19 protein-coding genes are annotated in these 26,393 nt (G+C 63.5%); 11 read left to right on the top strand and 8 right to left on the bottom strand.

The genetic code is table 11. The features are described 5' to 3' along the window. Positions 1 to 131 precede the first annotated feature (131 nt). From tssH to tssA, 8 genes are all read right to left on the bottom strand, one after another. The gene (tssH, locus tag ACTJLA_RS01130; protein WP_072445651.1) at positions 132 to 2,792 is read right to left on the bottom strand and encodes a type VI secretion system ATPase TssH; all 2,661 of its coding nucleotides are present in this window, start codon (positions 2,790 to 2,792) and stop codon (positions 132 to 134) included. Further along, a complete protein-coding gene (gene tssG, locus ACTJLA_RS01135; protein ID WP_054919762.1) occupies positions 2,785 to 3,828 on the bottom strand; it encodes a type VI secretion system baseplate subunit TssG in 1,044 nt (347 codons plus the stop codon). The genes tssH and tssG overlap by 8 nt, the downstream gene beginning before the upstream one ends. Further along, positions 3,792 to 5,651, bottom strand: coding sequence for a type VI secretion system baseplate subunit TssF (gene tssF, locus ACTJLA_RS01140; protein ID WP_054919759.1), 1,860 nt, complete (start codon positions 5,649 to 5,651; stop codon positions 3,792 to 3,794). The genes tssG and tssF overlap by 37 nt, the downstream gene beginning before the upstream one ends. Further along, positions 5,648 to 6,163: a type VI secretion system baseplate subunit TssE gene (tssE, locus tag ACTJLA_RS01145; protein WP_034129256.1), complete on the bottom strand. Its 516-nt coding sequence runs from the start codon at positions 6,161 to 6,163 to the stop codon at positions 5,648 to 5,650. The genes tssF and tssE overlap by 4 nt, the downstream gene beginning before the upstream one ends. 72 nt (positions 6,164 to 6,235) lie before the next feature. Then, on the bottom strand, positions 6,236 to 6,724 hold the full coding sequence (locus ACTJLA_RS01150; RefSeq protein WP_003195562.1) for an Hcp family type VI secretion system effector: 489 nt from the start codon (positions 6,722 to 6,724) through the stop codon (positions 6,236 to 6,238). Positions 6,725 to 6,879: 155 nt separating this feature from the next. Continuing rightward, complete coding sequence (tssC, locus tag ACTJLA_RS01155; RefSeq protein WP_003195559.1) at positions 6,880 to 8,376, bottom strand: type VI secretion system contractile sheath large subunit; 1,497 nt, start codon at positions 8,374 to 8,376, stop codon at positions 6,880 to 6,882. 2 nt (positions 8,377 to 8,378) lie between these two features. Next, positions 8,379 to 8,885 (bottom strand): type VI secretion system contractile sheath small subunit, encoded by a 507-nt coding sequence (tssB, locus tag ACTJLA_RS01160; RefSeq protein ID WP_003195557.1) that lies wholly within the window; start codon positions 8,883 to 8,885, stop codon positions 8,379 to 8,381. Positions 8,886 to 8,939: 54 nt separating this feature from the next. Then, a complete protein-coding gene (gene tssA, locus ACTJLA_RS01165) occupies positions 8,940 to 9,956 on the bottom strand; it encodes a type VI secretion system protein TssA (RefSeq protein ID WP_034129111.1) in 1,017 nt (338 codons plus the stop codon). Positions 9,957 to 10,349: 393 nt separating this feature from the next. On the opposite strand from tssA, the gene tagH reads away from it, so the two are divergent. Genes tagH through ACTJLA_RS01220 form a run of 11 tightly spaced genes read left to right on the top strand, consistent with a single transcriptional unit; the run spans position 10,350 to position 26,329 of the window. Continuing rightward, entirely contained in the window at positions 10,350 to 11,678 is a 1,329-nt protein-coding gene (gene tagH / locus ACTJLA_RS01170) for a type VI secretion system-associated FHA domain protein TagH (RefSeq protein WP_054919755.1), read from the top strand. A gap of 57 nt (positions 11,679 to 11,735) precedes the next feature. Further along, positions 11,736 to 12,245 (top strand): type VI secretion system lipoprotein TssJ, encoded by a 510-nt coding sequence (gene tssJ, locus ACTJLA_RS01175; RefSeq protein ID WP_019818127.1) that lies wholly within the window; start codon positions 11,736 to 11,738, stop codon positions 12,243 to 12,245. A gap of 18 nt (positions 12,246 to 12,263) precedes the next feature. Further along, on the top strand, positions 12,264 to 13,598 hold the full coding sequence (gene tssK / locus ACTJLA_RS01180) for a type VI secretion system baseplate subunit TssK (protein WP_440840620.1): 1,335 nt from the start codon (positions 12,264 to 12,266) through the stop codon (positions 13,596 to 13,598). Between the two features lie 6 nt (positions 13,599 to 13,604). After that, entirely contained in the window at positions 13,605 to 14,894 is a 1,290-nt protein-coding gene (locus ACTJLA_RS01185) for a DotU family type VI secretion system protein (protein ID WP_056790884.1), read from the top strand. Then, complete coding sequence (gene tssM / locus ACTJLA_RS01190) at positions 14,891 to 18,391, top strand: type VI secretion system membrane subunit TssM (protein ID WP_440840621.1); 3,501 nt, start codon at positions 14,891 to 14,893, stop codon at positions 18,389 to 18,391. Before ACTJLA_RS01185 ends, tssM begins: the two co-directional genes overlap by 4 nt. Further along, entirely contained in the window at positions 18,388 to 19,041 is a 654-nt protein-coding gene (tagF, locus tag ACTJLA_RS01195; RefSeq protein ID WP_072445644.1) for a type VI secretion system-associated protein TagF, read from the top strand. Before tssM ends, tagF begins: the two co-directional genes overlap by 4 nt. Next, positions 19,042 to 19,761, top strand: coding sequence for a PP2C family protein-serine/threonine phosphatase (locus tag ACTJLA_RS01200; protein WP_440840622.1), 720 nt, complete (start codon positions 19,042 to 19,044; stop codon positions 19,759 to 19,761). Further along, the gene (locus ACTJLA_RS01205) at positions 19,758 to 22,736 is read left to right on the top strand and encodes a serine/threonine-protein kinase (RefSeq protein ID WP_054896047.1); all 2,979 of its coding nucleotides are present in this window, start codon (positions 19,758 to 19,760) and stop codon (positions 22,734 to 22,736) included. Before ACTJLA_RS01200 ends, ACTJLA_RS01205 begins: the two co-directional genes overlap by 4 nt. Next, positions 22,736 to 23,440 (top strand): ABC transporter ATP-binding protein, encoded by a 705-nt coding sequence (locus ACTJLA_RS01210; protein ID WP_060763895.1) that lies wholly within the window; start codon positions 22,736 to 22,738, stop codon positions 23,438 to 23,440. Before ACTJLA_RS01205 ends, ACTJLA_RS01210 begins: the two co-directional genes overlap by 1 nt. Further along, positions 23,440 to 24,624, top strand: coding sequence for an FtsX-like permease family protein (locus tag ACTJLA_RS01215; RefSeq protein ID WP_089041528.1), 1,185 nt, complete (start codon positions 23,440 to 23,442; stop codon positions 24,622 to 24,624). The genes ACTJLA_RS01210 and ACTJLA_RS01215 overlap by 1 nt, the downstream gene beginning before the upstream one ends. Next, positions 24,617 to 26,329, top strand: coding sequence for a formylglycine-generating enzyme family protein (locus ACTJLA_RS01220; protein ID WP_054919735.1), 1,713 nt, complete (start codon positions 24,617 to 24,619; stop codon positions 26,327 to 26,329). Before ACTJLA_RS01215 ends, ACTJLA_RS01220 begins: the two co-directional genes overlap by 8 nt. The last annotated feature ends 64 nt before the right edge of the window (positions 26,330 to 26,393 follow it).

Below are 26,393 nucleotides of genomic sequence, written 5' to 3' on the forward strand. Positions count from 1 at the left end.
CTGACGGAACCGGATCAACTGTGGGAGCTGGCTTGCCTGCGATAGCGGTGGATCAGTCAACATCAATGCTGNAATGTCAGACCGCTATCGCAGGCAAGCCAGCTCCCACACTGACCGTATTCCAACAATAGTTATTCGGTGTCGCTGAAGTCGTAGTGCAATTCATTATCCCGACTGCTGATCCGCACCCCCGCCAGTGCCTTGCCTTCCAACATGCGCGTGAGGAATTCGCGGCTCATGTCCGGCAGCAGGCTGTTGGTGAGGATGGTATCGATCATGCGCCCGCCACTTTCGGTTTCGGTGCAGCGCGAGACGATCAGGTCGACCACTGCGTCGTCATACTCGAACGCGACTTTATGGGTGTTCTCCACACGCTTCTTGATGCGGTTCAGTTGCAGGCGTGTGATCGCCTTGAGCATCTCGTCGCTCAGCGGGTAGTACGGGATGGTCACCAGGCGACCGAGCAAGGCCGGTGGGAAAATCTCCAGCAACGGCTGGCGCAGGGCCTTGGCGATTTCCTCGGGCTCGGGGGTGTTCGCCGGGTCCTTGCAGACGTGGGAAATCAGTTCGGTACCGGCATTGGTGGTCAGCAGGATCAGGGTGTTCTTGAAGTCGATCACCCGGCCTTCGCCGTCTTCCATCACGCCCTTGTCGAACACCTGGAAGAAAATCTCGTGCACGTCCGGGTGAGCTTTCTCCACCTCATCGAGCAGCACCACGCTGTAGGGTTTGCGCCGTACCGCTTCGGTCAGCACACCGCCTTCGCCGTAGCCGATATAGCCCGGTGGCGCGCCCTTGAGTGTGGACACGGTGTGGGCTTCCTGGAACTCGCTCATGTTGATGGTGATGACGTTCTGCTCGCCGCCGTACATGGCTTCGGCCAGGGCCAGGGCAGTTTCGGTCTTGCCCACACCCGAGGTACCGGCCAGCATGAACACGCCAATCGGCTTGCTCGGGTTGTCGAGACCGGCGCGGGAGGTCTGGATGCGCTTGGCGATCATTTGCAGGGCATGGTCCTGGCCGATGATGCGTTTCTTCAGGTGCTGGTCGAGGTTGAGCACGGTTTCCAGTTCGTTGCGGGCCATGCGGCCCACCGGGATGCCGGTCCAGTCGGCGACCACCGAGGCCACGGCCTGGTAATCCACGGTCGGCAGGATCAACGGGGTCTCGCCTTGCAGGGCGGTGAGGCGCTGTTGCAGATCGACCAGTTTTGCACGCAGTTCATCGTTGCCGCTGTCCACAACCCCGGCCTTCTCGCGCAGGGTTGCGCGGGTGGCGAGCAGCTCATCCACCAGGGTTTTCTCTTCGGCCCAACGGCTTTCCAGCGTGGTCAGACGCTCACGTTCGGCGGTCAGCAGCGCTTCGCTATGGGTTTGACGCGCTCCAATGGCAATGCCGATCGCATGCTCACGGGCGATGATTTGCAGCTCGGTTTCCAGGGCTTCGATACGGCGACGGCTGTCGTCCACTTCCGCGGGGACCGCGTGCAGGCTGATGGCGACGCGGGCGCAGGCGGTGTCCAGCAGGCTCACGGACTTGTCCGGCAACTGGCGCGCCGGAATGTAGCGGTGGGAGAGCTTCACCGAGGCTTCCAGAGCTTCGTCGAGGATCTGCACCTGGTGGTGTTTTTCCATTGTGGAAGCCACGCCGCGCATCATCAGCAGGGCCTTGTCTTCCGACGGCTCGGCAACCTGTACCACCTGGAAACGGCGGGTCAGGGCCGGGTCTTTCTCTATGTGCTTTTTGTACTCGGCCCACGTGGTGGCAGCCACGGTACGCAAGGTGCCACGGGCCAGGGCAGGCTTGAGCAGGTTGGCCGCGTCACCGGTGCCGGCGGCGCCACCGGCACCTACCAGGGTATGGGCTTCGTCGATAAACAGGATGATCGGCTTGGGTGAAGCCTGCACGTCTTCGATGACCTGGCGCAGGCGCTGTTCGAACTCGCCTTTCATGCTGGCGCCGGCTTGCAACAGGCCCACGTCGAGGCTGCGCAGTTCCACGTCCTTGAGCGCAGGCGGTACGTCACCGGCGACGATACGCAGGGCGAAACCTTCGACCACGGCGGTCTTGCCCACCCCGGCCTCACCAGTGAGGATCGGGTTGTTCTGGCGCCGACGCATGAGGATATCCACCAGTTGGCGAATCTCCTCGTCACGGCCCACGATTGGGTCGAGCTTGCCGCTGCGGGCCTGTTCGGTCAGGTCCACAGTGAAGCGCTTGAGCGCTTCCTGCTTGCCCATCGCGCTGGGCGCCATGGCACCGCTGGCCTCGCCAGGGACGCCGGCATTGAAGCCATCGCTGGCGCTCAAGGCATTTTCTGGCGAGTCACCGACGTATTCATCAAAGCGCTCGCTCAGGGCCTCGGCCTTGATCTTGTCGAACTCGCCGGACAAACCCAGCAGCGCATGGCGCAGGCTCGGTGTCTTCAAGATGCCCAGCACCAGATAACCGGTGCGAACCTGGCTTTCACCGAACATCAGGCTGCCATACACCCAGCCGCGTTCCACGGCTTCTTCCACATGGGACGACAGGTCGGTGATCGACGTCGAGCCACGCGGCAGGCGATCCAGGGCTTCGGTGAGGTCACGGGCCAGGCGCGCCGGCTCCACGTTGAACTGGCGGATGATGCGGTGCAGGTCCGAGTCCTGCAGTTGCAGCAACTGGTGAAACCAGTGGGCCAGTTCCACATACGGATTGCCCCGCAACTTGCAGAACACGGTGGCGGCTTCGATGGCTTTGTAGGCCACGCTGTTGAGTTTGCCGAACAGTGCGGCGCGACTGATTTCACCCATGCTCTGGATTCCTTGAGGTGGTGGCGTGGTCGGCGTAATGCCGGGCCAGGATTAGGTCGTTGGCGTCATGCGCAGGTTGGCCGAGCCAGGTGTTGAAGCCCAGGCGGAACTGGCCGTTGAGTTGCAGCGCCGGAACTTCGGGTTGTTGCAAAACCAGGTTCAAGTCCCAGTCCATTTCATGGCCCAGGTACTCGGCCACCCACGCCACCAGCTCGTTGAACGGCTGTTGGCCGGGCAGCATGCCCATGTAGTCATCCAGCGTGAGCGGGCCCAGGCGGATGCGGAATTTGTGCTGGCGGTCCCACACGTGGCTACCCAGGCAGAAGTCCACGCCCAACTGGTTGGCGCTGACCCCCACGCGGCTGCGTTCGGGCAGTTCCAGCCATTGGCCGACGTATTCCTCGATCTCTACCGGCAGGCCGAAGTACTCGCTGAGGATCGCTTTCAAGCCATCCGGGTAACGGGTTTGCGCCGACAGATGGCCGCTGTAATGCAGCTTCGCGGTATCGGGGATCAGCCCTTGATTGAGCAGGCTCGGCATCCCGCGGCCACTCAGGGCGGCGAGGCGGGCGGACCAGTAGTCATCGTCCGGGCGGTCATGGCTGACCGTTGGCCGCGCCTCGGCCCAGGCCCGATAGAACAGGGTCAGCAAGCGATGGTGGAACACATCCAGGAACTGCTTGCTGGTGCTGTCGGCGTTGTTGCGTTGGCGCTCGCGCACGTACTCGGTGATGTGCAGCGGCAGCGGCCCGTTGGGGCCGCCGAGGCCGAAAAAGAACTGCTCCAACCGCGCCGGCTTGCCGTCGCCACCGGGGTCGACCGAGGCGAGGGTGGCGGGTGCGAAGGTGCAATCGGCCTGCTGCCCCAGGCGCAGCGGGTCATCGGCCAGGCGTAGGGAATGGCCCAGGCGTGGCAGCTCGGGCGTTTCGCACTCGATGCGCCGCAATGCCTGGAAGAAGTCATATTCCCAGGGCTCCTGGTGCATCGCGTCCAGGGTTCTCACAGGGTCGGACGCCGTCCGGGCTTGGCTTTCCATCGCATGATCTCGCCGCGTTCGGTGGTACGGATTACCGTCTCGGTAAAGCTGTTGATCGACACGTAGCGTGCCAGGAAGCGCTCCAGCACTGCACCGAGCAGGAACACGCCGGTGCCGCGAAACGCGTTTTCATCGAACTCCAAGGTGATTTCCAGGCCGCGGCCAAACACAATCGGGCCAGGCATCGGCAGGCGTCGAGTCACCGCCTTGCTGCTGACTTCGCGCAGGCCTTCGATCTGCAATTGCAGGGCGGCGTCATTGCTGTCGCCGTACAGGCGCAGCAGTTCGCGCAAGGCGCCGGCGCCCTGGCCCTCTTCGCTCAAGGAGAGGTAGTTGAGCGACAACTGGCTGATCAGGCGCCAGGCCTTGGCGTCATGTGCGTGGCTGGCACGCGGGCGGCTTGGCCCGGCGACGCACCGCACGGCCAGTACCGGCGCACTGTCGGCCAGGGTGAAGTCGGTCTTGCCGTTGCCCACGCTCATGAACAGCGGCAGGTCCCGGTTGGTGCACAGTGCCGTCACGCCCAACTGGCGCAGGTCATGGCGATACGGCGCCTGGCGGCTGTCCACCAGGCTGACGAAGGTTTCACTGCCCACATAAGTGGAGCGCGGGCCATTACGGCGCTGATCGCTGGACAGCACCCGCGGCTCGCGGCGCACGCTGTAATACGCCTGGTCGCGGCCATAGCGCGACGGATCGCGCACCGCATAGAACGGCAAGAACGGCTGTTCCGGTCCGGTGCCATGGCCGGTAATGCCGCTCAAGGAGTGAATCTCGAAGTCCATCGGCCGCGTACGGTCGGCGATCACATGGTGTTCATTGACCCGGTCGGACAAGTGGATGCGGTCCACGCGCTTGGGGAACAGGTTGATGGCGGGCGTGCAGAACGGCAAGAACTGCGCCGCACCGACACTGCCTTCCAGGCTCGGTTCGTGGCGGTCGAACAGCACGATCAGTTCCAGCTCCTGGCCGTCACACCGTTTGACCGCACGGCTCAACTCGGCGAACTCAACGAACAGGAAGCGATGGGGCAGGGCAAAGTATTCCTGCAACAGGCGATAGCCCTGGAACGCCCGCGCCACCACCGGCATGGCCGCATCGGCATCATCGAACCCCCGCGAGCGCAACGCGCCCTGGGGCAGGCGCTCGACCCAATCGCCACCGGGCTGGCGTGCAAACACCGCGCAGGCATTGCCCAGCAGTTGTTCGTAGAGGCGAAACGGTTGTTCATCAGCGCCGCTCAGGTACAGCGGCAAGGTATCCAGGTCGAGGCTGTTGAACGGCAGCTCGGCACCGGTGCGCAGGGTCAGGCGCAGGCCGGCCTTGGCTTTCGGTTCGCTGGCGGCCAGGCGCCCGAGCACGGCGGCGGGATTGCCGAAATATTCGGCGTTGCTGACCTGCAACGGCCACAGCGTCACCGGGTGCGCGGTGCGGTACTCGCAGCAGGTCTGGGTTTCACGACCCAGGGCGGCACGCAGCACCGTGTCACGGGGTAACGGGAAACCGCCGGCCAGGGAGCCTTCATCGGGGTCGGTCTGCAATTGCACTACGGTCATCGACGGCGTCGGTGCCAGGTAGTGCGGGTAGGCGATTTCCAGCAAGTTGTGGGTGAAGGTCGGGTACTCGGCGTCGAGCTTGAGCTGCACGCGGGCCGTGAGATAGGCGAAGCCTTCAAGCAAACGTTCGACGTACGGGTCGGCGCAGTCCATACCGGACAGGGTCAGCCGACTGGCGATCTTCGGGTATTCCTTGGCGAACTCGGCGGCGCTTTCGCGCACGTGGTGCAGTTCCTGGTTGTACAGCTCCAGCAGGCGCGGGTTCATGGGCGTCTCCGCTGGTCGGCATTCAGCACGCGCACATGGCCGGACTCCAGGTCCACGTCGGTCTGCAACAGCAAACGCAACGGCACCGGCTGTGCCCACAGGTCCCCTTCAATCTCGAAACTCAGGGCGTTGTGATTCATCTCGCCATGGCCCATGCGCGCCTTGACTCGCAATGTGTGGCGCAAAATACGCGGCTCGAAAGTGGCGATGGCCTGGTAAATCAAGGCTTCCAGGGCTTTGATATCGACGCTCGAAGCGCTGTTGCCAGCCAGTGCCGGCAGGCCGTAATTGACCACCGAAGTGCCGGCCGGGGTGTGCAGCGTGGCATCGGTATCGAGTAACGAGGTGGTGTTAAGCAACCACGCCAGGTCACGCAGCACCGAGGCCTTCAATTGGGTCAGGGACAGCACGCGTTTGTCGGCGCTTTCCTTGGGGTTGGTCGGGTCTTCGTCGGTCAACCGGTCCAGCAGGGACGGTTGCAGACGGTCGCGGGAAGCGATTTCAGTTACCACCAAAGCAGCTCCACGGACGGGTTGCGAGAGGGACACAATGGCCGTGGCACCGGGCCACGGCCACAAGGGCTATCAGCGTTTGGTGTTGGAACGGATGTTCCAGCCAAACTTGATGGCGCCGCCGTCTTTGGTGCCGTCGGCTTTCTGCGGCTGGTAGTCGACCATCACTTGGGCAAAGTTCAGGGTGACGTTTTCGGTCAGGCGATCATCGCTGCCCGAACCGCCGGTGCTCAAGGAGGTGACCAGCACTTCTTCCAGGTTGATCACCATGTACTCGACCTGGCTCTCGCCACCGGCCTTGCGCACGGTCAGCTTGACCTTGTCGATGTGCTTGCCGCTGGCGCAGTGCATCATCAGGTTGGGCGAAGCCTTGTCGACGTACTTGGTCAACGACAGGTCCTGGATATTCACCTTGCCCGCGCCGCCGCCGCCGCCGACGTGCATGTTGCCGGACTGGGACATGCCCCAGCTCCAGTTCAACACATCGATTTCGTCCTTGTGGGCCTTGTCCATGGACTCGCCCTTGATGTCGCCGATCTTGATGAAAATATCAACAGCCATGTTTTCTCCCTGTGTGGCCCATGCCACTTGATTGGGTGATCGTTCCCACGCTCTGCGTGGTAACGCATCCTGTGACGCTACGCGTCACCGGGACGCAGAGCGTCCCGGGCGGCATTCCCACGCGGAGCGTGGGAACGAGCTAGCTCAATCGTTACTTATGCGCTTTTTGCCGAAGGCAGTTTCGATACCAGGCGCAACGACACCGTCAGCCCTTCAAGCTGATAGTGCGGGCGCAGGTAGAACTTGGAGTTGTAATACCCCGGGTTGCCTTCGACTTCTTCCACGATCACTTCGGCCGCCGCCAACGGGTGCTGGGCCTTGGTGGTTTCGGTGGAGTGCGCCGGGTCGCCGTCGACGTAGTTGAGGATCCAGTCCTGCAACCAGCGCTGCATTTCGTCCTTCTCTTTGAAGGAGCCGACCTTGTCGCGCACGATGCACTTCAAGTAGTGGGCGAAACGGCAGGTGGCGAACAGGTACGGCAGGCGTGCGGCCAGGTTGGCGTTGGCGGTGGCGTCCGGGTCGTCGTATTCGGCAGGTTTCTGCAGCGACTGGGCGCCAATGAACGCGGCGAAGTCGGTGTTTTTCTTGTGCAGCAGCGGCATGAAACCGTTCTTCGCCAGTTCCGCTTCACGGCGGTCACTGATGGCGATTTCGGTCGGGCACTTCATGTCCACGCCACCGTCATCGGTAGGGAACGTGTGGGCCGGCAGGTTTTCCACTTCACCACCAGACTCGATGCCGCGGATGCGCGAGCACCAGCCGTAGTGCTTGAACGAACGGTTGATGTTCACTGCCATGGCGTAGGCGGCGTTGGCCCAGGTGTACTTGGAGCTGTCGGCGCCGTCGGTGTTTTCTTCGAAAGCGAAGGCTTCCACCGGGTCGGTCTTGGCGCCGTACGGCAGGCGTGCCAGGAAGCGCGGCATGGTCAGGCCGATGTAACGCGAGTCTTCCGATTCACGCAGCGAGCGCCAGCCGGCGTATTCCGGGGTGGTGAAGATCTTGGTCAGGTCGCGTGGGTTCGACAGTTCCTGCCACGAGCCCATGCCCATCACGGTCGGCGAGGCCGCAGCGATGAAAGGCGAGTGCATGGCGGCGCAGACTTTCGACAGCTCGCCCAGCAGTTCCACGTCGGGCGGCGACTGGTCGAAGTAGTAGTCACCCACCAGGCAGCCGTAAGGTTCGCCACCGAACTGGCCGTATTCTTCTTCGTACATCTTCTTGAAGATCGGGCTCTGGTCCCACGCGGTGCCCTTGAATTTCTTCAGTGTCTTGTGCAGGTCTGGCTTGGAGATGTTGAGCACGCGAATCTTCAGTTGCTCATCGCTCTCGGTGTTATTGACCAGATAATGCAGGCCACGCCAGGCGCTTTCCAGTTGTTGGAAATCCTGGTGGTGGATGATCTGGTTGACCTGGGCGGTGAGCTTGGCGTCGATGGCGGCGATGATCGATTCGATCGACTTGATCGCGTCGTTGGACACCAGGTCGGTTTGCGCCAGGGCCTGTTCAGCCAGGGTGCGCACCGCGGTTTCAACGGCTTCGCGGGCACGCTCGGTCTTGGGCTTGAATTCTTGCAGCAGCAGGTTCGCGAACTCGCTGGCTTCTTCGGTGGTACCCAGGATCTGGCTGCCTTCGCGGGCGGTATTGTCCGTCATGATTACTGCTCCCCTGCAGGCTTGGGCGCGCTGGCAAGTGCCTGAAGCAATGCCGGGTCCTTGATCGCCTTCATGATGATTTCTTCAGCGCCAGTCTTGCCGTCCATGTAGGTCAGCAGGTTGGCCAATTGGGTGCGGGCTTCGAGCAGTTGGTTCAGCGAGTCGACCTTGCGGGCCACGGCGGCCGGGCTGAAGTCGTCCATGCTTTCGAAGGTGATGTCCAGGCTCAGGTTGCCTTCGCCTGTCAGCTCATTGGGTACGTGGAACGCGACGCGTGGCTGCATGGCCTTGAGGCGTGAGTCGAAGTTGTCGACGTCCACCTCAAGGAACTTGCGGTCGGCCACGGGTGCCAGCGGCTCGGCAGGCTTGCCGGCGAGGTCGGCCATCACGCCCATCACGAAGGGCAGCTGGACCTTTTTCTCGGCGCCGTAAAGCTCGACGTCGTACTCGATCTGCACTCGAGGCGCACGGTTGCGCGCGATGAATTTCTGAGAACTTTGCTTCGCCACGTTGCTGCTCCTGGTCGCTTGAGCGACGGTGTTGTTACTGCACGGTCCGGCGGCTTACTCGCTGTCGGGGCCGCGCAGGTTTTCAAATTGGGACATGCCATCGGGAATCAGATTGCGAACGATGGCCGCAAAGTCGGCATGTACCAGATTCTTGGCTCGGTTCAACAGCACCGGCAGCGGGCTCGAAGGCTCGTGGCGGGTGTAGTACGCAAGGATTTTGTCGAGGCTGCGCAGCACATCGTCGCGGGTGGCGATGTCGCCCGTCGGGCGAGGGGCTGCGGGCGCGGCGGCGTCGACCGAGGGGGCATTGTCTTCACTGACGGCCTCGGGATCGCTGCTGCTGTCGGTGCCTGGCACCGCTTGATTGAGAAGTTGCAGGGCCTGTTTGAGCGGCTGCTTCAAGGCGCTGAGGTCCACGCCCTGGGCGGAACCGACTTGGTCATTGACCTGTTGCTCAATGGCCTCGCACGCCGTGCGCGCCGCGCTCAAGGCGTCGCGGGTGGCTTGCAGTTGTTCGGGGTCGCTGTCCAGGAACGCGGCGTTGAGTTGCTGGTTGCCCAACTGCTCATCGGCAAAACTCTGCAGGCCGCTGGCGTTGAGCGCGGCGCGCAGGCTCACGGGCCCGAAGGTGCGCGAGCGTGTCAGGATGCTTTCGCGCAGCAGCCGAATATTGGTTTCGCAGGTCAGGCCGGTAAGGGCGTTGATGCGCACGGTGGGGTCGTTGTCATCGTCGGCATCCAGGCGCGGGTGCAGATCGGCCCAGTATTGGCGCAGCAAGGCGTTGATCAGCGTGAGGACTTCGGCCAGCCCGGCCACACCCTGGAGGGCGAGGGTGCTTTGCAGCAGAAAGTGGGTGATGCGCAGGTCTTTGCTGCGCTGCAACAGGTCGAGGCTTTGCTGCTGGATGCTGCGCCACTCGGGCGGCTCAGCGGGCAGGATCGAGTCGCCCATGCTGCGTTCGGGTTGGCCCTTGGCATCACGTTCCAATTGCAGAAATTGCGCGTCATATTCCATGTCCTCGCCACAAGGCGACGTCGCGGAAACGGCGGTGAGCAGCAACGGCACATCCACTGAATTCGATCTCCTTATCGGCCCGCTGGATGGCGGGCAATTCATGCATTAGTTGCGTAATGAACTTTGCATGTTTTCTTGGTCATATACTCAGCGTGCCACTACTGCGCCATCACTGATGTTCAAGAAGTTGTGCATTTTTGGTGTAGTACTTATGGCTTGTCAAGGTAAGCTATTCGCCCTCTGTGACAGATGTGCGGTGTTTAACAACCTGCGCGACTGGCGAGTCGAAAGGCGCGCCCAGAGCGGATTTTTGTCATGGAAGCCAGTTAAGATCAGCGATCATGCTGGTAAAAGCAGATTTTGGCGGTCGTTTGTACGACAGGACGGGACTCTCCAGGGCGGTGCTGCCTCCTGGGTAGACTGCGCGCGATGTATCAGCAAGGAGGCAAGATGTCGCTGTGTTTGACTATCACTAGTTATCACAAGATCACCCCTGGGCAATGCCCCGAAAAGTCCATGGATCAGGGCGTGATGGCTATTGGCCGCAGTTCTGACAATGACTGGGTATTGCCCGACCCTGAGCGTCTCGTCTCTTCGCAACATTGCGTTATTCAATACAAAGATGGCCGTTATTACTTGACCGATAACAGCACCAATGGTGTGGAGTTGGTCAAGGCGGGTATTCGTATGCGTCGGGGTAACAGCGAGCCGTTGCAAGATGGTGAGTTGATCCGCATCGGCGATTACGAAATCCAGGCGCGTATCGACTTCAACGTGCAGGCCATCGACAGCCAGCCATTTGCCGGTGACTCACCCAACAGCTTTGAAGCGCTGATGGGCGCCGTGGCGAGCCAACCTGCGCCCACACCGATGATCGCGCCGCAGTTCCAGGGCGCCTCGGCTATGGAAACCTTGCCAGACCTGTTCGACTTCCTCAGCCCCACCGCCGTGCCGCCGCCCACCGTGGCGGACCATGTGCCGTCCGAGCAACACGATTTTCGCCCCCCGGCTCCAGTGGCCGTACCGGCGCCCGAAAAGCCATTGGTGCAAGGCTCGGTGATTCCCGAAGACTGGGACCTGTTCAGCGACGCGCCCGCACCCGTCGTCAATGCTGCGCCCGCCCCAGCACCGATCCTCCCGCCGCCGCCCGTGGTCGAGCCTGTTGCGCTCCCCGTGGCCAATGCCGAGCCACCACCGGACCTCCTGCAAGCCTTCCTGCGCGGTGCGGGCCTGGACCAGTTGCGCCTGGACAAAGCCGACGCCTGCGCGCAGATGGAAAGCATCGGCCGCAGCTACCGGCTGATGGTCGAGGGCCTGATCGACGTATTGCGCGCCCGTGCCAGCCTCAAGGGCGAGTTCCGCATGCAGCAGACAATGATCCGCCCCGCCGAAAACAACCCATTGAAATTCGCCCCGAATGCCGATGAAGCGTTACTGCTGTTGCTGCGTCATGGCAACCAGGCGTTCATGGCGCCGGACCTTGCCGTACGTGACAGTTTCGACGACCTGCGCGCCCACCAGTTGGCCGTGATGGCTGGCGTGGAAGCGGCGATCAAGCACTTGCTCACGCGCTTTGAACCGGCGCAGCTGGAGGAGCGCATGGGCAAGCCTGGCGGCCTCTCCAGTCTCTTCAATGGTTCGCGCCAGGCCCAGTACTGGCAGCAGTTCACCGAGCTCTACAGCAACATTTCCCGCGAGGCCCAGGACGATTTCCAGGACTTGTTCGGTCGTGAATTCAGCCGGGCCTACGAAGAACACAGTGCACGACAGCGACGCTGAAAACGCCTCGCACCAATGGATAAAACGGATAGCTAAATACGTCATTGAGGACGCAGGATGATTCCCAGGTTTTTACTCGCAGCCGCCACCGCGCTGCTGCTGACGGCGTGTGCCAACGACACTGCCAAACCCCAGGCGGCTGCCGAGGCCGAAGCTGACACGGCCGCCGTTGAGCTGCATTTTCACGCGATTGCCGGGCTTAACCCCGGTGCCAACGGCCAGGCCGCGCCGGTGCGGGTGCGCATTTTCGAATTGAAAAACGCCGCGACCTTTTCACGCTCCGATTACTTCGCCCTGGCTGACCGTGCGCAATCCACCCTCGGCCTCGACCTGCTGGACCAGGACGAAGTGATGGTGCAGCCCGGCCAACAACTGAGCCTGCAGCGCGATCTCGACCCGTCCACGCGCCAGATCGGCTTGCTGGTGGGCTACCGCGAGTTGGACCGTGCGCAATGGCGCACGGTCATCAACGTGCCGCCGCGCCAATACAGCGAATACCAGATCAGCCTCGACGTGCATGCCGTGCGCGCCGACGTCGTGGCTTCCCCATCCAGCCCAGCCCAATAACAAGCAATCGGAGCCCCCATGTCCTGGAACAATCGCGTGGTCTGGTCGGAAGGCATGTTCATCGGAACGCAGCACTTCCAGCAGCATGACCGTTACCTGGAAAACCTGATCGACGCCCGCAGCCGCCCGTTGTCGGCGGGTGCCTGGGGATTCTCCGAGCTGCTGATCGACCAGGGCCTGCTGGCCCAGGGCAAGCTGGCGATCGTGTCGGCCTGCGGCCTGTTGCCCGATGGCACGCCGTTCAATATTCCCCAGGACGACCTGGCGCCGAGCCCGTTGAATATCGACGACAACCTGCGCGACGGCCTGGTTTACCTGGCCCTGCCGCTCAAGCGTGCCGGCGCCCGTGACACGGTGGACGAGGGCGAGGCCCTGGAAGCCGCGCGCTACGTGAGCCAGGTGCGTGAAGTGCGCGACGACAACGCCCCGTTCGAAAACCGTGCACCGGTGGCCGTGGGGTCGCGGGCGTTGCGCCTGCTGACGGCGCAGGACGGCATCAGCGACTACGCGGCCATCGGCCTGGTACGCATCAAGGAAAAGCGTGCCGACCGTGCGTTGGTGCTCGATGACACTTACATCCCGCCCGTGCTGGACGTGGCCGCGAGCAAACCGCTGACGGCCTTTCGCAGTGAACTGCTGGGCCTGTTGCACCAGCGTGGCGAAGCCCTGGCCGGCCGCGTGGTGGCCTCGGGCGCCGGTGGTGCCTCGGAGATCGCCGACTTCATGCTGCTGCAACTGGTCAACCGCGCCCAGCCGCTGATCCAGCACTTCAGCCAGTTGAGCCCGTTGCACCCGGAGCGCTTCTTCAGCGAACTGGTCAGCCTGGCCGGTGAGTTTTCCACCTTCTCAACCTCCAGCCGTCGCCCCCAGGAATACCCGCAGTACCAGCACGATGACTTGGCCCTGAGCTTCATGCCGGTGATGGCGGCCTTGCGTGAGGCGCTGTCGATGCTCATCGACAGCAAGGCCACGCCGATCCCGATTGTGGAGAAAGCCTACGGCATCCATGTGGCGATGCTGGCCGACAAGACCCTGCTCGACAACGCCAGTTTCATCCTTGTTGTACGCGCCGATGTGCCCGGCGAAACCCTGCGTGCGCGTTTCGGCCAGCAGAGCAAGGTCGGCTCGGTGGAGCACATTCGCGACATGGTCAACCTGCAACTGCCGGGCATCGGCCTGCTGCCGTTGCCGGTGGCGCCGCGCCAATTGCCTTACCACGCCGGCAGCACCTACTACGAGCTGGACCGTGGCAGCGAGCACTGGCAGCAGCTGAATAATTCCGGCGGTTTCGCCTTCCATATCGCCGGGCAGTTCCCGGGCTTGAACCTGGCCTTCTGGGCGATCCGAGGATAATTGGCGATGCATCCCAATGATGATGACCGCACCCAGTTCATGCCGCGCCCGGGTGGCCGAGAACCTGCCCCCGCGCGTGCCGAACCTGCGCCGCTGTCGATGCCGGCTGCGCCGATCCTCACCGGCAAGAGCCAGGGCCTCAACCCGCTGGAAAGTGCCGCCGGCCCGTTGCTGGCGTTGTTGACGCGGTTGCGCAACACCATCGCCCATCCCGCGCCGGCCAGCCTGCGTGCGCAGTTGCTGGCGTACCTGCGCCAGTTCGAAGAACGCGCCGAAGCCGCCGGTGTGGCACGCAATGAAGTGCTGTTGGCCCGTTACGCGCTGTGCACTGCCTTGGATGAAGCGGTGCTGAGCACGCCGTGGGGCAGCACCAGTGACTGGGGTAAGCAGAGCCTGCTGATCACCGTGCACAACGAAGCCTGGGGTGGCGAAAAGGTTTTCCAGTTGCTTGACCACTGTCTGCAAAGCCCACGGGAACGCCTGTACCTGCTGGAGCTGTTGTACCTGTGCATGTGCCTGGGTTTTGAAGGGCGTTACCGGGTGATGACCGACGGGCGCAGCCAGCTGGAAGCCTTGCGCGAACGCACCGCCGCAGCGATACGCAGCGCCCGTGGCGAGCACGAGCGTGAGCTGTCGCCGCACTGGCGCGGTGTGACCGTGGCCCGTGATCGCCTGGCGCAATTCATGCCGCCATGGATTGCCGTGGCGATTGGCTTGGCGCTGCTGTTGGCGTTGCTGTTCGGCCTGCGCCTGAAGCTGGCCTCGGACGCCGAGCCGGTGTTCAAGAATATTCATGCCCTGGGCGAGATCCCGGTGCAGGCCATCGACCGTCCGGTGGCGCAGCCCAAAGTGATTGAGCGCCCACGCCTGGCCGGGTTCCTGGCCGATGACATCAAGGCCGGCCGCGTGGCGGTGGAAGACAAGGTTGACCGCTCTGTGGTGACCATTCGTGGCGATGAGCTGTTCGCCTCGGCCAGCTCCAGCATCGTCGATGACTACCAGCCGCTGATGCTGCGCATCGCTGACGCCATTCGCAAGGTCAAGGGCCAGGTGCGTGTCACCGGGCACAGCGACAACCGCCCGATTGCCACGTTGCGCTTCCCGTCCAACTGGGCGTTGTCCGAAGCCCGGGCCAAGTCGGTGCTGGAGATTCTCGCGGCCAAGACCGGCCAGGCCGAACGCTTCAGCGCCGAAGGCCGCAGCGACACCGAGCCGTTGGCCACCAACAGTACTGCCGAAGGCCGTGCCCGCAATCGTCGGGTTGAAATCACCGTATTGGCGGAGGGCGTCGAGTGAAGGCGTTTTTCAGTTTCATGATTCGCTGGGTGATCCCCGTGCTGGGCCTGATTGCCCTGAGCCTGATCATCTGGTTTGTTGGCCCGCTGCTGGACGTGCTGGTGCCCGAAGGGCGCCGTTGGGCGCTGATCGTGCTGGTGTTTGCGCTTTGGGTGGCCTACCGCGTGTTCCGCATTATCCAGGCCCGTCGCCAAGCCGCCGAAGTGATGCGCAGCCTGGCCGCAGAAACCCCGGTCGACCCCAACAGCGTTGCGACCGCCGAAGAGCTGTCCACGCTGCGCCAGCGCATGGACGAAGCCCTGGCACTGCTGAAAAAGGCCAAGCTGGGCGGCGATGAGCGCCGCAACCTCTACGAGTTGCCGTGGTACGTGATCATCGGCCCGCCGGGCTCGGGCAAGACTACCGCGCTGGTCAATTCCGGGCTGCATTTCCCGCTGGCGGCGCAATTGGGTGCCGGTGCGGTGCGGGGCGTGGGTGGTACGCGCAACTGCGACTGGTGGTTTACCGACCAGGCCGTATTGCTCGACACCGCTGGCCGCTATACCACCCAGGACAGCAACTCCACGGTGGACAAAGCCGCCTGGCTGGGCTTTCTCGACTTGCTGAAAAAGCAGCGTTCGCGCCGGCCGATCGACGGGGCGTTTATCGCCATCAGCCTCTCGGATCTGCTGCTGGGCACCGACGCCGAGCGCGCAGCCCATGCCGCCGCGATTCGCCTGCGCATCCAGGAGCTGTATACGCAGCTGGGCGTGCGTTTCCCCATCTACCTGATGCTCACCAAGCTCGACCTGGTGCCGGGCTTCATGGAGTTCTTCGACAACCTGAGCAAGGAAGAGCGCGCCCAGGTGTGGGGCATGACCTTTGCCCTGGACGACGGCAAAAACAGCGACAGCCCGCTGGCGCACCTGCAAAGCGAATTAGCGGGCCTGGAGCAGCGTCTCAACGAACGCCTGGTCGAGCGCTTGCAGCAGGAACGCGACCCGGCACGACGCGACCTGATCTACGGCTTCCCGCAGCAGTTCGGCGCGCTGAAAGATTGCCTGCAAAGCTTCCTCGAAGGCGTGTTCAAACCCAACGCCTTTGAAGAGCGCGTGTTGCTGCGTGGCGTGTACTTCACCAGCGGCACCCAGGAAGGCAGCCCGATTGACCGCCTGATCGGTGCCATGGCCCAGAGTATGAACCTGGACCGCCAGCACCTGGCGCGCCAGAGCGGCACCGGGCGCAGTTACTTCATCGAAAAACTCTTCACCGCCGTGGCCTTTGCCGAGCGCGGCCTGGTGGGGGTGAACCCGAAAGTCGAGCGGCGCCGCAAGTGGATCGCCCGTGGCGTACTGGCGGCCACCGTCGCGCTGGTGGTGGTGGTCAGCAGCCTGTGGTGGGTGAGCTATCGCGCCAACCAGGCGTATATCGCCCAGGTCGATCAGAAGGTCGCGCCACTGGGCCAGACCGTACAGAACCTGAGCCCGGCACAACGGGAAGTGCTCGCCGTGCTGCCGTTGCTCAACGCGGTGAAGAACCTGGCGGGGGACTCACCGAGCTGGTCCGAAGGGCTGGGGCTGTACCAGGGCGATATGCTCGAAGCCGAGTCCGCCAGCGTGTACCGCAAACTGTTGATCGCCGTGTTCGCGCCACGCCTGGTGACGCGTATCGAAGAGCAACTGCACGGCGGCGGTAACTCGGACTTTCTCTACGAGGGCCTCAAGGCTTACCTGATGCTCGCCGACACCGAGCATTACGACCCGGACTTCATCAAGGCCTGGATCGCCTTGGACTGGGACCGCAACCTGCCCCGCGACCTGCCGGCCGACCAGCGTCAGGCCCTGGCCGGGCACTTGCAAGCGCTGTTCGAACGCCATCCGCCGAGCGCGCGCCTGGACCCACGGCTGATCGACGACCTGCGTCGCCAATTGCAGCAATTGCCGGTAGCCCAGCGCGTGTACGACCGCGTCAAGCGCCAGAAACTGCCCGAAGGTATCCCGGACTTTCGTCTCAATGAGGCCGCCGGTCGCGATGCCGCACTGGTGTTCAGCCGCAAGAGCGGCAAGCCGTTGGGCGAGCCGTTGAGTGGTTTCTTTACTGCCAAGGGCTATCGCCAGGCGTTTTTGCTCAGCAGTCTGAACCAGACCGGCACCCTGGCCGAAGAGCAATGGGTGCTGGGCCATGAACAGGCCGACCAGCAGAACGTGGTGAGCCTGGCCGCCGACGTGCGCCGTTTGTACTTCCAGGATTACCAGCGCCAGTGGGACGCGTTGCTCGCTGACATCGACTTTGTGCCGATCACCAGCGTGGCACAGGCCGCCGATGTGCTGCGGGTGATTTCCGGGCCCACCTCGCCGCTGAAAAAACTGTTGGTGGCGGTCGCCAGGGAAACCGACTTGCAAGCCGAAGACCGCCAACTGGCCGCCAAAGGCGTACCGGTGGAAGGCGGCGTGGACAAGCTCAAGGAGCGCCTCGGCAGTTTGCTGGGCGAGGCACAACCGACGGCGAATGCCCCGGCACCGGCGGATGATCCGGTGACCGCACACTTTGCCGAACTCAACAGCATCGTCAGCAAAAACGAAGGTGAACCGGCGGCCATCGACGGCCTGCTGTCGGACATGAATGCACTGTATGTGCAGGTCAGTGCCATGGTCGGTGCCAGCGGCGATGCCTTGCTCGGTGAGGCCAAGAACCAGGCGGCGGCTGCGGCCACGCGGGTCAGCCTGAACGCCGAGCGTCAGCCGCCGCTGGTGCAGGGCATGGTCAAGTCGGTGGTCAATTCCACCACCAACAGCATGATGGGCGGGGTGCGTAACCAACTGAACGCGGCCTGGGTCAGTGAAGTGGTCAACGTGTATCGCCAGTCGTTGGCCGGGCGTTACCCGATGTCGCCGGGCAGTGCGCGGGACGCCACCCTGGATGACTTCGGCCAGTTTTTCGGTGTGGGCGGGGTGATGGACAACTACTTCCGCAAATACCTGCAGCCCTATGTGGACACGTCGGCACAGACCTGGCGCTGGCAACCGGGGGCGGCGCAGAAGCTGGGGATTGCTCCTGGCGTTCTGCAAACCTTCCAGCGTGCGGCGACGATTCGGGACGCGTTCTTCCGCTCCGGTGGCACCCAACCCATCGTGCGTTTCGAACTCAAGCCGGTGTCGATGGACCCTACCATCACCCAGTTCCTGCTTGACCTGGACGGCCAGCAGTTGAGCTACGACCACGGCCCGAGCCGCCCGGTAGCGATGCAATGGCCGAACCCCGGCAGCATTGGCGTGGTGCGTATTTCTATCATGCCGCCGTCGGCCAGTGGTCGCTCCGGTATCACCCTGGACGGCCCGTGGGCCTGGTTCCGTCTGCTGGAGCAATCAGACCTCACCGCAGGCAACTCGCCGGATCGTTTCAACCTGCGCCTGCGAGTCGATGGCGCGAGCATCGCCTACGAGTTGCGCGCCAACAGTGCGTTCAACCCGTTCAAGAGCCGCGTGCTCAGCGGCTTCAGCCTGCCGGAGCGGCTATGACGGCCCTGGGTTTCTACGGCAAGTTGGCCAGCCGCGGGGACTTCGTCAGCCGCGCCTTGCCCCAGAGCTTTATCGGCCCGTGGGACAGCTGGCTGGCAGCGGGTTTGCTCGCCAGCCAGAACAGCCTCGGCGCTGACTGGCTGAATGCGTACTTGGTCAGCCCGTTGTGGCGCTTTGTGCTGGCGCCGGGCGTGTGCGGGCCGGATGCGGCGGCGGGCGTGGTGATGCCAAGCATTGACCGGGTCGGGCGGTATTTTCCGCTGGCGGTGGTGACCTTGCTGGATCACGACACCAACCCGGCGTCGCTGGTGGGCGGTTCGGACGCCTGGTTCGAGCAGGCTGAAACCTTGTTGCTCAGCACCCTCGACAGCGGCGCGACCTTCGAAAGCTTCAACGCCGGGCTCGACGAGTTGGGCTTGCCGGCCAGCGAGCCGCGGGCGGTGGACAGCCGTTTCGCCGGCCTGCAAAGGGTGGCAGCCACCGTGCCGCACCAGCGTATGACCGCACTGGCCGAACAGGCGTGCGAGGGCGCAAGCCTGTGGTGGGGGCGAGGTTCGCAGCGTATCTCCCCCGGTTTATTACGGTGCCAGGGCCTGCCTGCCGCCAGCGATTTTGCGCAGTTTTTGCTCGGACAAGAAGGTGTGGTGTAGATGGGCGTGACGTACGAATCCGCGAGCAAAAGCCATGTGGGCATGGTTCGCCAAGTCAACGAAGATGCCTTTCTGGACCTGCCGAAAAACCGCTTGTGGGTGGTGGCCGATGGTATGGGCGGGCACGCGGCGGGGGACTATGTCAGCAGCTTGATCGTCGACAGCCTGCGCCATGTGCCGCTGGGCCGCTCCCTGGACGAATACTCAGCGGCGCTGCGCAATGACCTGCTGCGCATCAACGCGGCCGTGCGCGAAGAAACCGCCAACCGTGGCGTGACCATGATGGGCAGCACCGTGGTGGTGTTCGCCGCGCGCGGCTTGCGCGGGGTGTGCCTGTGGGCCGGCGACAGTCGCCTGTACCGCTTGCGCGACGGCGTGCTGGAAAGCATTTCCCGCGACCACAGCTACGTGCAAGACCTGCAAGACAGCGGCCTGCTCAGCGAAGCCGACGCCCGCACCCACCCGCGCTCCAATATCGTCACCCGCGCCATTGGCGTTGAGGCCCAGTTGAACGTCGCCTCGGTGGACCTGTTGATCGCTCCCGGCGACAGCTATTTGCTGTGCAGTGATGGCCTCAACAAGACCGTCGAAGACCATGAAATCCGCGACGTGCTCAGCCATGACGCGCCGGATGAAATCGTGCGCAGCCTGGTGCACCTGGGCCTCAACCGAGGCGCACCGGACAACATCACCACCCTCGTCGTGAAGGTCTCGTCATGAACATCGTCATTCCGGGTTATGACATCGAGGGCGAGATTGGCGAAGGCGCCATGGCCAGCGTGTACCTGGCGACCCAGCGCTCGCTGGAGCGCAAGGTGGCGTTGAAGGTGATGGCGGCAGCGCTGGCGGCCGACCCGAGTTTCTGCGAACGCTTCCTGCGCGAGGGCAAGACGCTGGCGCGTTTGTCACACCCGCACACGGTGACCATCCATGACATCGGCAACGTCGGTGAGCTGTATTACATGGCCATGGAATACCTGCCCAATGGCACGCTCAAGGAGCGCATTGCTGCTGGGCTGACCCCGGAGCAGGGCGTGACGCTCATCCGCCAGATTGCCTCGGCCCTGGGCTATGCCCATGCCCAAGGGCTGGTGCACCGCGACGTCAAGCCGGCGAACATTCTGTTCCGGGCCGATGGCACGGCGGTGTTGTCGGACTTCGGGATTGCCAAGTCGCTGGACGATCGCACCCAATTCACCCAGGCCGGGTTTGCCGTGGGCACGCCGAGCTACATGAGCCCCGAGCAGGCGCGGGGTCAGGAGATCGATGGCCGCGCCGACCTCTACGCGCTGGGCGTGGTGCTGTATGAAATCCTCGTCGGCAAGCTGCCTTACAACGGCACCGATGCGCTTTCCACCGCTCTGGCGCATTTGACTGAACCCTTGCCGGAATTGCCGGTGCATCACGGGCGCTACCAGGGTGTGCTGCGCAAGTTGTTGGCCAAGGACCCGGCGGAGCGTTATCCGGATGCGGCAGCGTTGTTGTTGGCGCTGGATCAACTGCCTGCTGATGAATCGGATGCCACGCTGGTACGGCCGCTGCCGATTCCATTGAGCGTTGATCTGGCGGGCATCACGCCTGTCACCATCGACATTCCGACGGATAAACCGCAACCGCAGCCAATAGTGCGTCAACCGGTGGTCACGCCGACGCAGCACAATGCTCCGTCCGAGCAGCGCCGTGGGCCGGTATTGGCCTTGGCCGCTGTGGCGGTCGCCGTCGCGTTGGCCATTGGCGGCGCCAGCTACTGGTGGTTGAACGGCGGCGATGAACCGGCCAAGCCGCCAGCCGCCGTGGCGCCCAAGGTGACGCCGCCCGTGGCTGTCGCTGAAGTGGATGGCGGTCAGCGCCCGTTGCTGATGGCAGGCAAGAAAACCTTGTTCCAGCGTGTACTCAGCAAACCCGGCGCCCTGCTTTCAGTGGACGCTGGGAGCCCGCCGGGTAGAGCGCTGCCGGCGTTTTCCGTGCTCTACGTGTATCAGCGCAAAGAAGTCGATGGCAGCCCGTGGGTGCGCGTCGGCGCCGCTACCGATGGTCGCAGCGACGGTTGGCTGCCGGCCTCCCAGGTCAGCGACTGGAAACAAAGCCTGGTGCTCAAGTTCACCGAGCGCTCAGGCCGGGCGCCCGTGATGTTCCTGCGCCAGCCCGGTGAGGTGGAAAAACTACTGGCTGACCCTGCTGCAGCGAAAAGCGCCTTGGCCAAGGCGCAGAACAACCGAGAAGACAACCAGCAAGTCCTGGCCCTGGAACCCACCGCCAGCGCGGTGCCGCAGAACCAGTTCTACCTGTTGCCGATCTTCGATTCCAAAGAGAGCTTCGACGACAACGGCCAGCCGGTGCAGTTGCTCAACGTGGCCTCCATCGACCCAGGCAGCCGCGCCGCTGCCAGACCGGCCAGCCCGACGCTCAGCGCGAATGCCGACGCATTCCGCACGGCGGTGGTGCTGGTGGTGGACACCACCGTGTCGATGCAGCCCTACATCGACCAGATTCGCGACGTGGTGCATGAGCTACAAACCCGCATTGCCGAGCGCGGCGAGTTGGACAGCGTCAGCTTCGGCATGGTCGGCTTTCGCAGCAGCATCCAGAAAACCCCGGGCCTTGAGTATGTCGCCAAGACCCTGATCAGCCTCGACCAAGGTCGCGACCCGCAGCGCTTTCTGGATATGGCGCGCCAGGTCAAAGCGTCGACGGTGTCCAGCCACTCGTTCAACGAAGATGCGTTTGCCGGGGTGATGCAGGCAGTGGACGGCATGGATTGGTCCGGCTACGGCGGGCGCATCATCCTGCTGGTTTCCGATGCCGGCGCGCTGCGCAAGAACGACCCGTTCGCCGCCACCCAGATGAACGAAGCCGAAGTGCGCCAGGCGGCCCTGGGTAAGCAGATCAAGATCTATGCGCTGCACCTGCGCACTGATGCCGGCAAGAAAACCCATGCCGGCGCCGAGAGCCAGTATCGCGTTCTCACCGCCGACGCCAACCCGCAGATCGGCGACCTGTATACGCCAGTGCCAGGGGGCGATGTGCGCAAGCTGGGTGAGCGCGTCGATGAGATCGGCACGGTATTCGCCAACCTGGTGCATCAGGTGCGCAGCAATACGCCGCAGCCAGTGCCGTTGCTCAGTGCCGCGCCGAGTCTGGCGGACAAGTCCGCCGCCGTCGGCTATGCCATGCACATGGACTTTCTCGGGCGCAAGACCGCGAGCCAGGCACCGCAATTGGTCAGCGCCTGGACCGCTGATCGTGACCTGACCAACCCGGCGCTGCCAGCGTTCCAGGTGTGCGTGATGTTGACCAAGCTGCAACTCAACGACCTGCAACAATCGTTGAAGTTGATCGTGGATGCAGCGCGCAAAACACAAAGCTCGCCCAAGGATTTCTTCCAGGAAATCGCCAGCGCCTCGGCCTATATGAGCCGCGACCCGCAGGCCCTGCGCAAGGGCGGCAACCTGGCTGACGGCGGCCTGCTCGGTGAATACCTGGAGGGCCTGCCGTACCGCAGCAAGTCGCTGAACATGACCCAGGACCTGTGGTTGTCATTGAGCGTGGCCGAGCAAGAAGACTTTATCGACGAGCTGGATTCGAAAATCCGCCTGTATGAAACCTTCCATAACGACGTGGCCAACTGGGTCCGTTTCGGCGATGCCGAACCGGGCGATGCGTTGTACCGCGTGCCACTGTCGACGCTGCCGTAATGCTGAACCTGAGTGCGGTGCACAAGAGCCGGGGCGTCGGTAGCCAGCGCTACAGCCTGGTGATCCCTGCGTTGCAGCTGGGCGCGGGTGAGCAACTGGCAATTGTCGGCCCCAGCGGTTGCGGCAAGAGCACCTTGCTCGACGTGCTGGCGCTAGTGTTGGCGCCGGATCAGGTGGGGCAGTTTGCATTCAACCAACACGACATCGGCGCGCTGTGGCGTGCTGATCGGCAATCGGCGCTGGCCGCGTTGCGCAGCCAGCATCTGGGCTATGTGCCGCAGACCGGGGGGTTACTGGGGTTTCTGGATGTGCGCGGCAATATCGCGCTGTCGCGCCAACTGCTGGGCTTGCAGGACGACGGCCGCGTGGCGCGCCTGGCTGAGCAGTTGCAGATCAGCGATCAGCTGGCCAAGCGCCCGGCGGCGTTGTCGGTGGGCCAACGCCAGCGGGTCAGCTGTGCGCGGGCTCTGGCCCATGGGCCGCAACTGGTGCTGGCTGATGAGCCGACGGCGTCCCTGGACCCGCTCAACGCCGAGCGCGTGATGCAGGCGCTGCTGGCCCAGGCCCGCGAACACCGTACGGCCTGTGTGATCGCCACCCATGACGAACCGCTGGCCCGCGCCAGTGGCTTGCAGGTGCGGCGTATCAGTTGCCAGCGCGACCCAGACGGCGGCGTCACCGCAACCCTCGGGGAGGCGTGCTGATGCGCATCGGCCTGGTTGCTTCGCTTGCGTGGCAGGACTACCGCAACGATGGGTGGCTGTCGGCCTGTTCGGTGTTGGCATTGGTGGCGGTTATCGCGCCATTGCTGGTGTTATTCGGGCTGAAATTTGGACTGGTTAGCAGTTTGACCGAACGCTTGGAGACCGACCCCGCCAGCCGTGAAATCATCCCGTTGGGCGGTGGTCGATTCAGCGCGGCGTTTATCGCGCAGCTGGGTGAGCGCAGCGATGTCGCGTTTGCTGTGCCGCGCACACGGCAGATTGCGGCCACGGCGCAGGTGGGCACCTTGACCCTGGAAATGCTGCCGACTGCCGCAGGCGACCCGTTGTTGGCAGGCTTGCCGATGCCCCACGGCCTGGACCAGATCGTGCTCAGCCATACCGCCGCCGAAAAGCTCGCGGCAAGGCCCGGTGATTGGCTGGAAACCAGCTTTGCGCGGCAAGTGGCGGGGCGCGTCGAGGCCCAGCGCACGCGGTTGCAGGTGCTGGCGGTGTTGCCGCTGGAGGCCTTCGCTCGCGAGGGCCTGTTTGCCGATCTGGCGTTGCTGGAGGCAGCGGAAGATTACCGCGATGGCCGTGCGGTGCCGGCGTTGGGTTGGGCCGGTGAAGCGGCGAGCGTGAGTGAACAGCGCATCTACCCGGCGTTTCGCCTGTATGCGCGCAGCCTCAGTGATGTGGAACCGTTGCGGGTGTATTTCGCCGAGCAGAACCTGTTGGTTTCAACCCAGGCGCACACCATCGCTCAAGTGCAATCGTTGAGCCGCAACCTGTCGATTGTGTTCTGGATCATCGCCGGGTTGGCGTTGGCCGGGGCGTTTGCGGCGATTTTCGCGGGGACCCTGGCGGCGGTGGCGCGTAAGCACCGTGAACTCTCGGTGTTGCGCCTGCTGGGGTTTTCCACCGCCGCGTTGTTGCTGTTTGTGCTGCTGCAAGCGCTATACAGCGCGGGTTTTGCCGCTGTGCTCAGCGTTGGGCTGTATGGCCTGGCTGAGGCGGCGTTGAACAAGCTTTTTGTGCAGGTGCCAGGCGAGTACGCCAGCCATCTGTTGGCGCGCCATTACGGCCTGGCCCTAGTGGCGGTGCTCGGCGTCAGTGCCGTGGCGGCCGCCTGTGGTGGTTGGCGGGTGGTCCGTATCCAGGCTTCTGAAGGAATCAGAGATGTATAAATTACTGGGCGCCTGCGTGGCGCTGAGCCTGGCCTCGCTGGCCTGGGCTGATGAAGCAAGTGACAAGCTCGACAACCCCAAGCCGTTGCCGGACGACGTGAGCCTGCCGCTGCCCTGCGAAGGTAACATGGTATTCCGCTACGCCTACATTCTGGCCCAGGGCACCCTGGATGACCGTGAAATCAGCCTGGGCTACCCCTTTGCCGAAGGCGAGGCGGGTTATCAGCAGTCGTTTATTTCCGGTTACCGCCGCGACTTCATCAACGGCCAGTTCACCCTCAAGGACTTGCCCAAGGACTGGAGCAAGGTCATCGCGCCGCAGATGCCGAAGACCGACGCCAAGACCCCGCTCAAGCCCATGCTGTACTTCATTGGCAAATACGAAGTGACTGCTCGCCAATACGCCCAGGTGATGGCCCAGGCGCAGTCCCTGGCCAGCGGCGAACCGGCGCCGGCGTGTGATGCGCCCACGGGCATGGCCGGGCGTTTGCCCAAGGTGAAACTGTCGCGCTTTGAAGCCGAGCGTTTCTCGGCGGTGTACAGCGCCTGGCTGATGAAATACCACCGCGAACTGCTGCCGGTAAGCGGGCGCGGTGCGTCGACCGAAGACGGTGGCCTGGGTTTTGTGCGCCTGCCCACCGAAGTGGAATGGGAGTACGCCGCGCGCGGCGGCCAGGCGGTGAGCCGCCAGGACCTGGAAGGCCGGCTGTATCCACGGCGCGTCGAGGGCAGTGAAAGCGATGGCCCGCTGGCCGATTACGCGGTGTTCAACCAAGTGGCCGGCGGCACCGGCCAGGCAGCGCGGTTGATGCCCATCGGCACCAAATTACCTAACCCCATCGGCATGTTCGACGTGATCGGCAACGCCGCGGAAATGGTCCAGGAATCCTTCCAACTGGTACACGCTGGCCGCCGCCAGGGCACCTACGGCGGCTTTGTGGTGAAGGGCGGCAACTACCTGGAAGGCGAGGGCACGTTGTTCACCGGTATGCGCCGCGAATACCCGCTGTTTGCCGCTGATGGCACCGAGCAAAGCAACGAGACCACCGGTTTTCGCGTGGCGATTGGCGCGTTGTCGGCGCCGCGCTCGCGCTACAAGGAGCTGTTCGCCCAGTGGCAGAAGGAAGGCCGCCTGGCCGCGCTGACCGATGCCATCGACGACGCCCAGGACCCGACCAAACGCCTGGACAGCATCATCGCCGCCAGTGTCGATCCCAAGCTGCAAGCCGAACTGGGCCTGGTCAACGAAGAGCTCAAGCGCAACGTGTCGCTGATCGCCCAGCAACGCGAAGAAGCGGCGGGCAATTTGATCCAGTCGGCGGCGTTGGTGGCCGAGACCATCAGCAACTACAACATCCGCCTGGCCAACCTGCAGAAGAGTCGCCAGCAGGCGGTGGACAGCAAGGACGAGGCCAGCACGCAGCTGTTCGACATGGCCATCACCAATGGACGCAGCGCGTTGGACGGCGCGGTGGCGATTTACATCGACAACCTGGCCACCGGCACGCGCTACACCGATGCGGTGATCCAGGCGCAGTTTCAACGGATCAAGGAAGAGTTGGATCGCAAGCCAGTGCTCGGCAAGAGCCTGGTGACGCGCGCGACACTGTTCGTTCGCCATGTTGGCAACTACCGCAAGCAACAGCGGGCCGACCCGGCAACGATCTTGAAGGAATTGCTCGCAGCGAGCGGTCAGCGGTCTTGATCGTTGGCTGTCTAGCGAGCTTGGAAGGGACTCAGGCGGCGGTGGGCCGTGCTGGGCAAGTCAA

The sequence above is a fragment of the Pseudomonas sp. 22072 genome, assembly GCF_052046095.1.
In the GTDB taxonomy this organism is placed as follows: domain Bacteria; phylum Pseudomonadota; class Gammaproteobacteria; order Pseudomonadales; family Pseudomonadaceae; genus Aquipseudomonas; species Aquipseudomonas paracarnis.

Coding starts and splice junctions, on each gene's coding strand:
- tssH (WP_072445651.1), bottom strand. CDS start 2,792: ATGGGTGAAATCAGTCGCGCCGCACTGTTCGGCAAACTCAACAGCGTG.
- tssG (WP_054919762.1), bottom strand. CDS start 3,828: ATGGAAAGCCAAGCCCGGACGGCGTCCGACCCTGTGAGAACCCTGGAC.
- tssF (WP_054919759.1), bottom strand. CDS start 5,651: ATGAACCCGCGCCTGCTGGAGCTGTACAACCAGGAACTGCACCACGTG.
- ACTJLA_RS01150 (WP_003195562.1), bottom strand. CDS start 6,724: ATGGCTGTTGATATTTTCATCAAGATCGGCGACATCAAGGGCGAGTCC.
- tssC (WP_003195559.1), bottom strand. CDS start 8,376: ATGACGGACAATACCGCCCGCGAAGGCAGCCAGATCCTGGGTACCACC.
- tagH (WP_054919755.1), top strand. CDS start 10,350: ATGTCGCTGTGTTTGACTATCACTAGTTATCACAAGATCACCCCTGGG.
- tssJ (WP_019818127.1), top strand. CDS start 11,736: ATGATTCCCAGGTTTTTACTCGCAGCCGCCACCGCGCTGCTGCTGACG.
- tssK (WP_440840620.1), top strand. CDS start 12,264: ATGTCCTGGAACAATCGCGTGGTCTGGTCGGAAGGCATGTTCATCGGA.
- ACTJLA_RS01185 (WP_056790884.1), top strand. CDS start 13,605: ATGCATCCCAATGATGATGACCGCACCCAGTTCATGCCGCGCCCGGGT.
- tagF (WP_072445644.1), top strand. CDS start 18,388: ATGACGGCCCTGGGTTTCTACGGCAAGTTGGCCAGCCGCGGGGACTTC.
- ACTJLA_RS01200 (WP_440840622.1), top strand. CDS start 19,042: ATGGGCGTGACGTACGAATCCGCGAGCAAAAGCCATGTGGGCATGGTT.
- ACTJLA_RS01205 (WP_054896047.1), top strand. CDS start 19,758: ATGAACATCGTCATTCCGGGTTATGACATCGAGGGCGAGATTGGCGAA.
- ACTJLA_RS01210 (WP_060763895.1), top strand. CDS start 22,736: ATGCTGAACCTGAGTGCGGTGCACAAGAGCCGGGGCGTCGGTAGCCAG.
- ACTJLA_RS01215 (WP_089041528.1), top strand. CDS start 23,440: ATGCGCATCGGCCTGGTTGCTTCGCTTGCGTGGCAGGACTACCGCAAC.
- ACTJLA_RS01220 (WP_054919735.1), top strand. CDS start 24,617: ATGTATAAATTACTGGGCGCCTGCGTGGCGCTGAGCCTGGCCTCGCTG.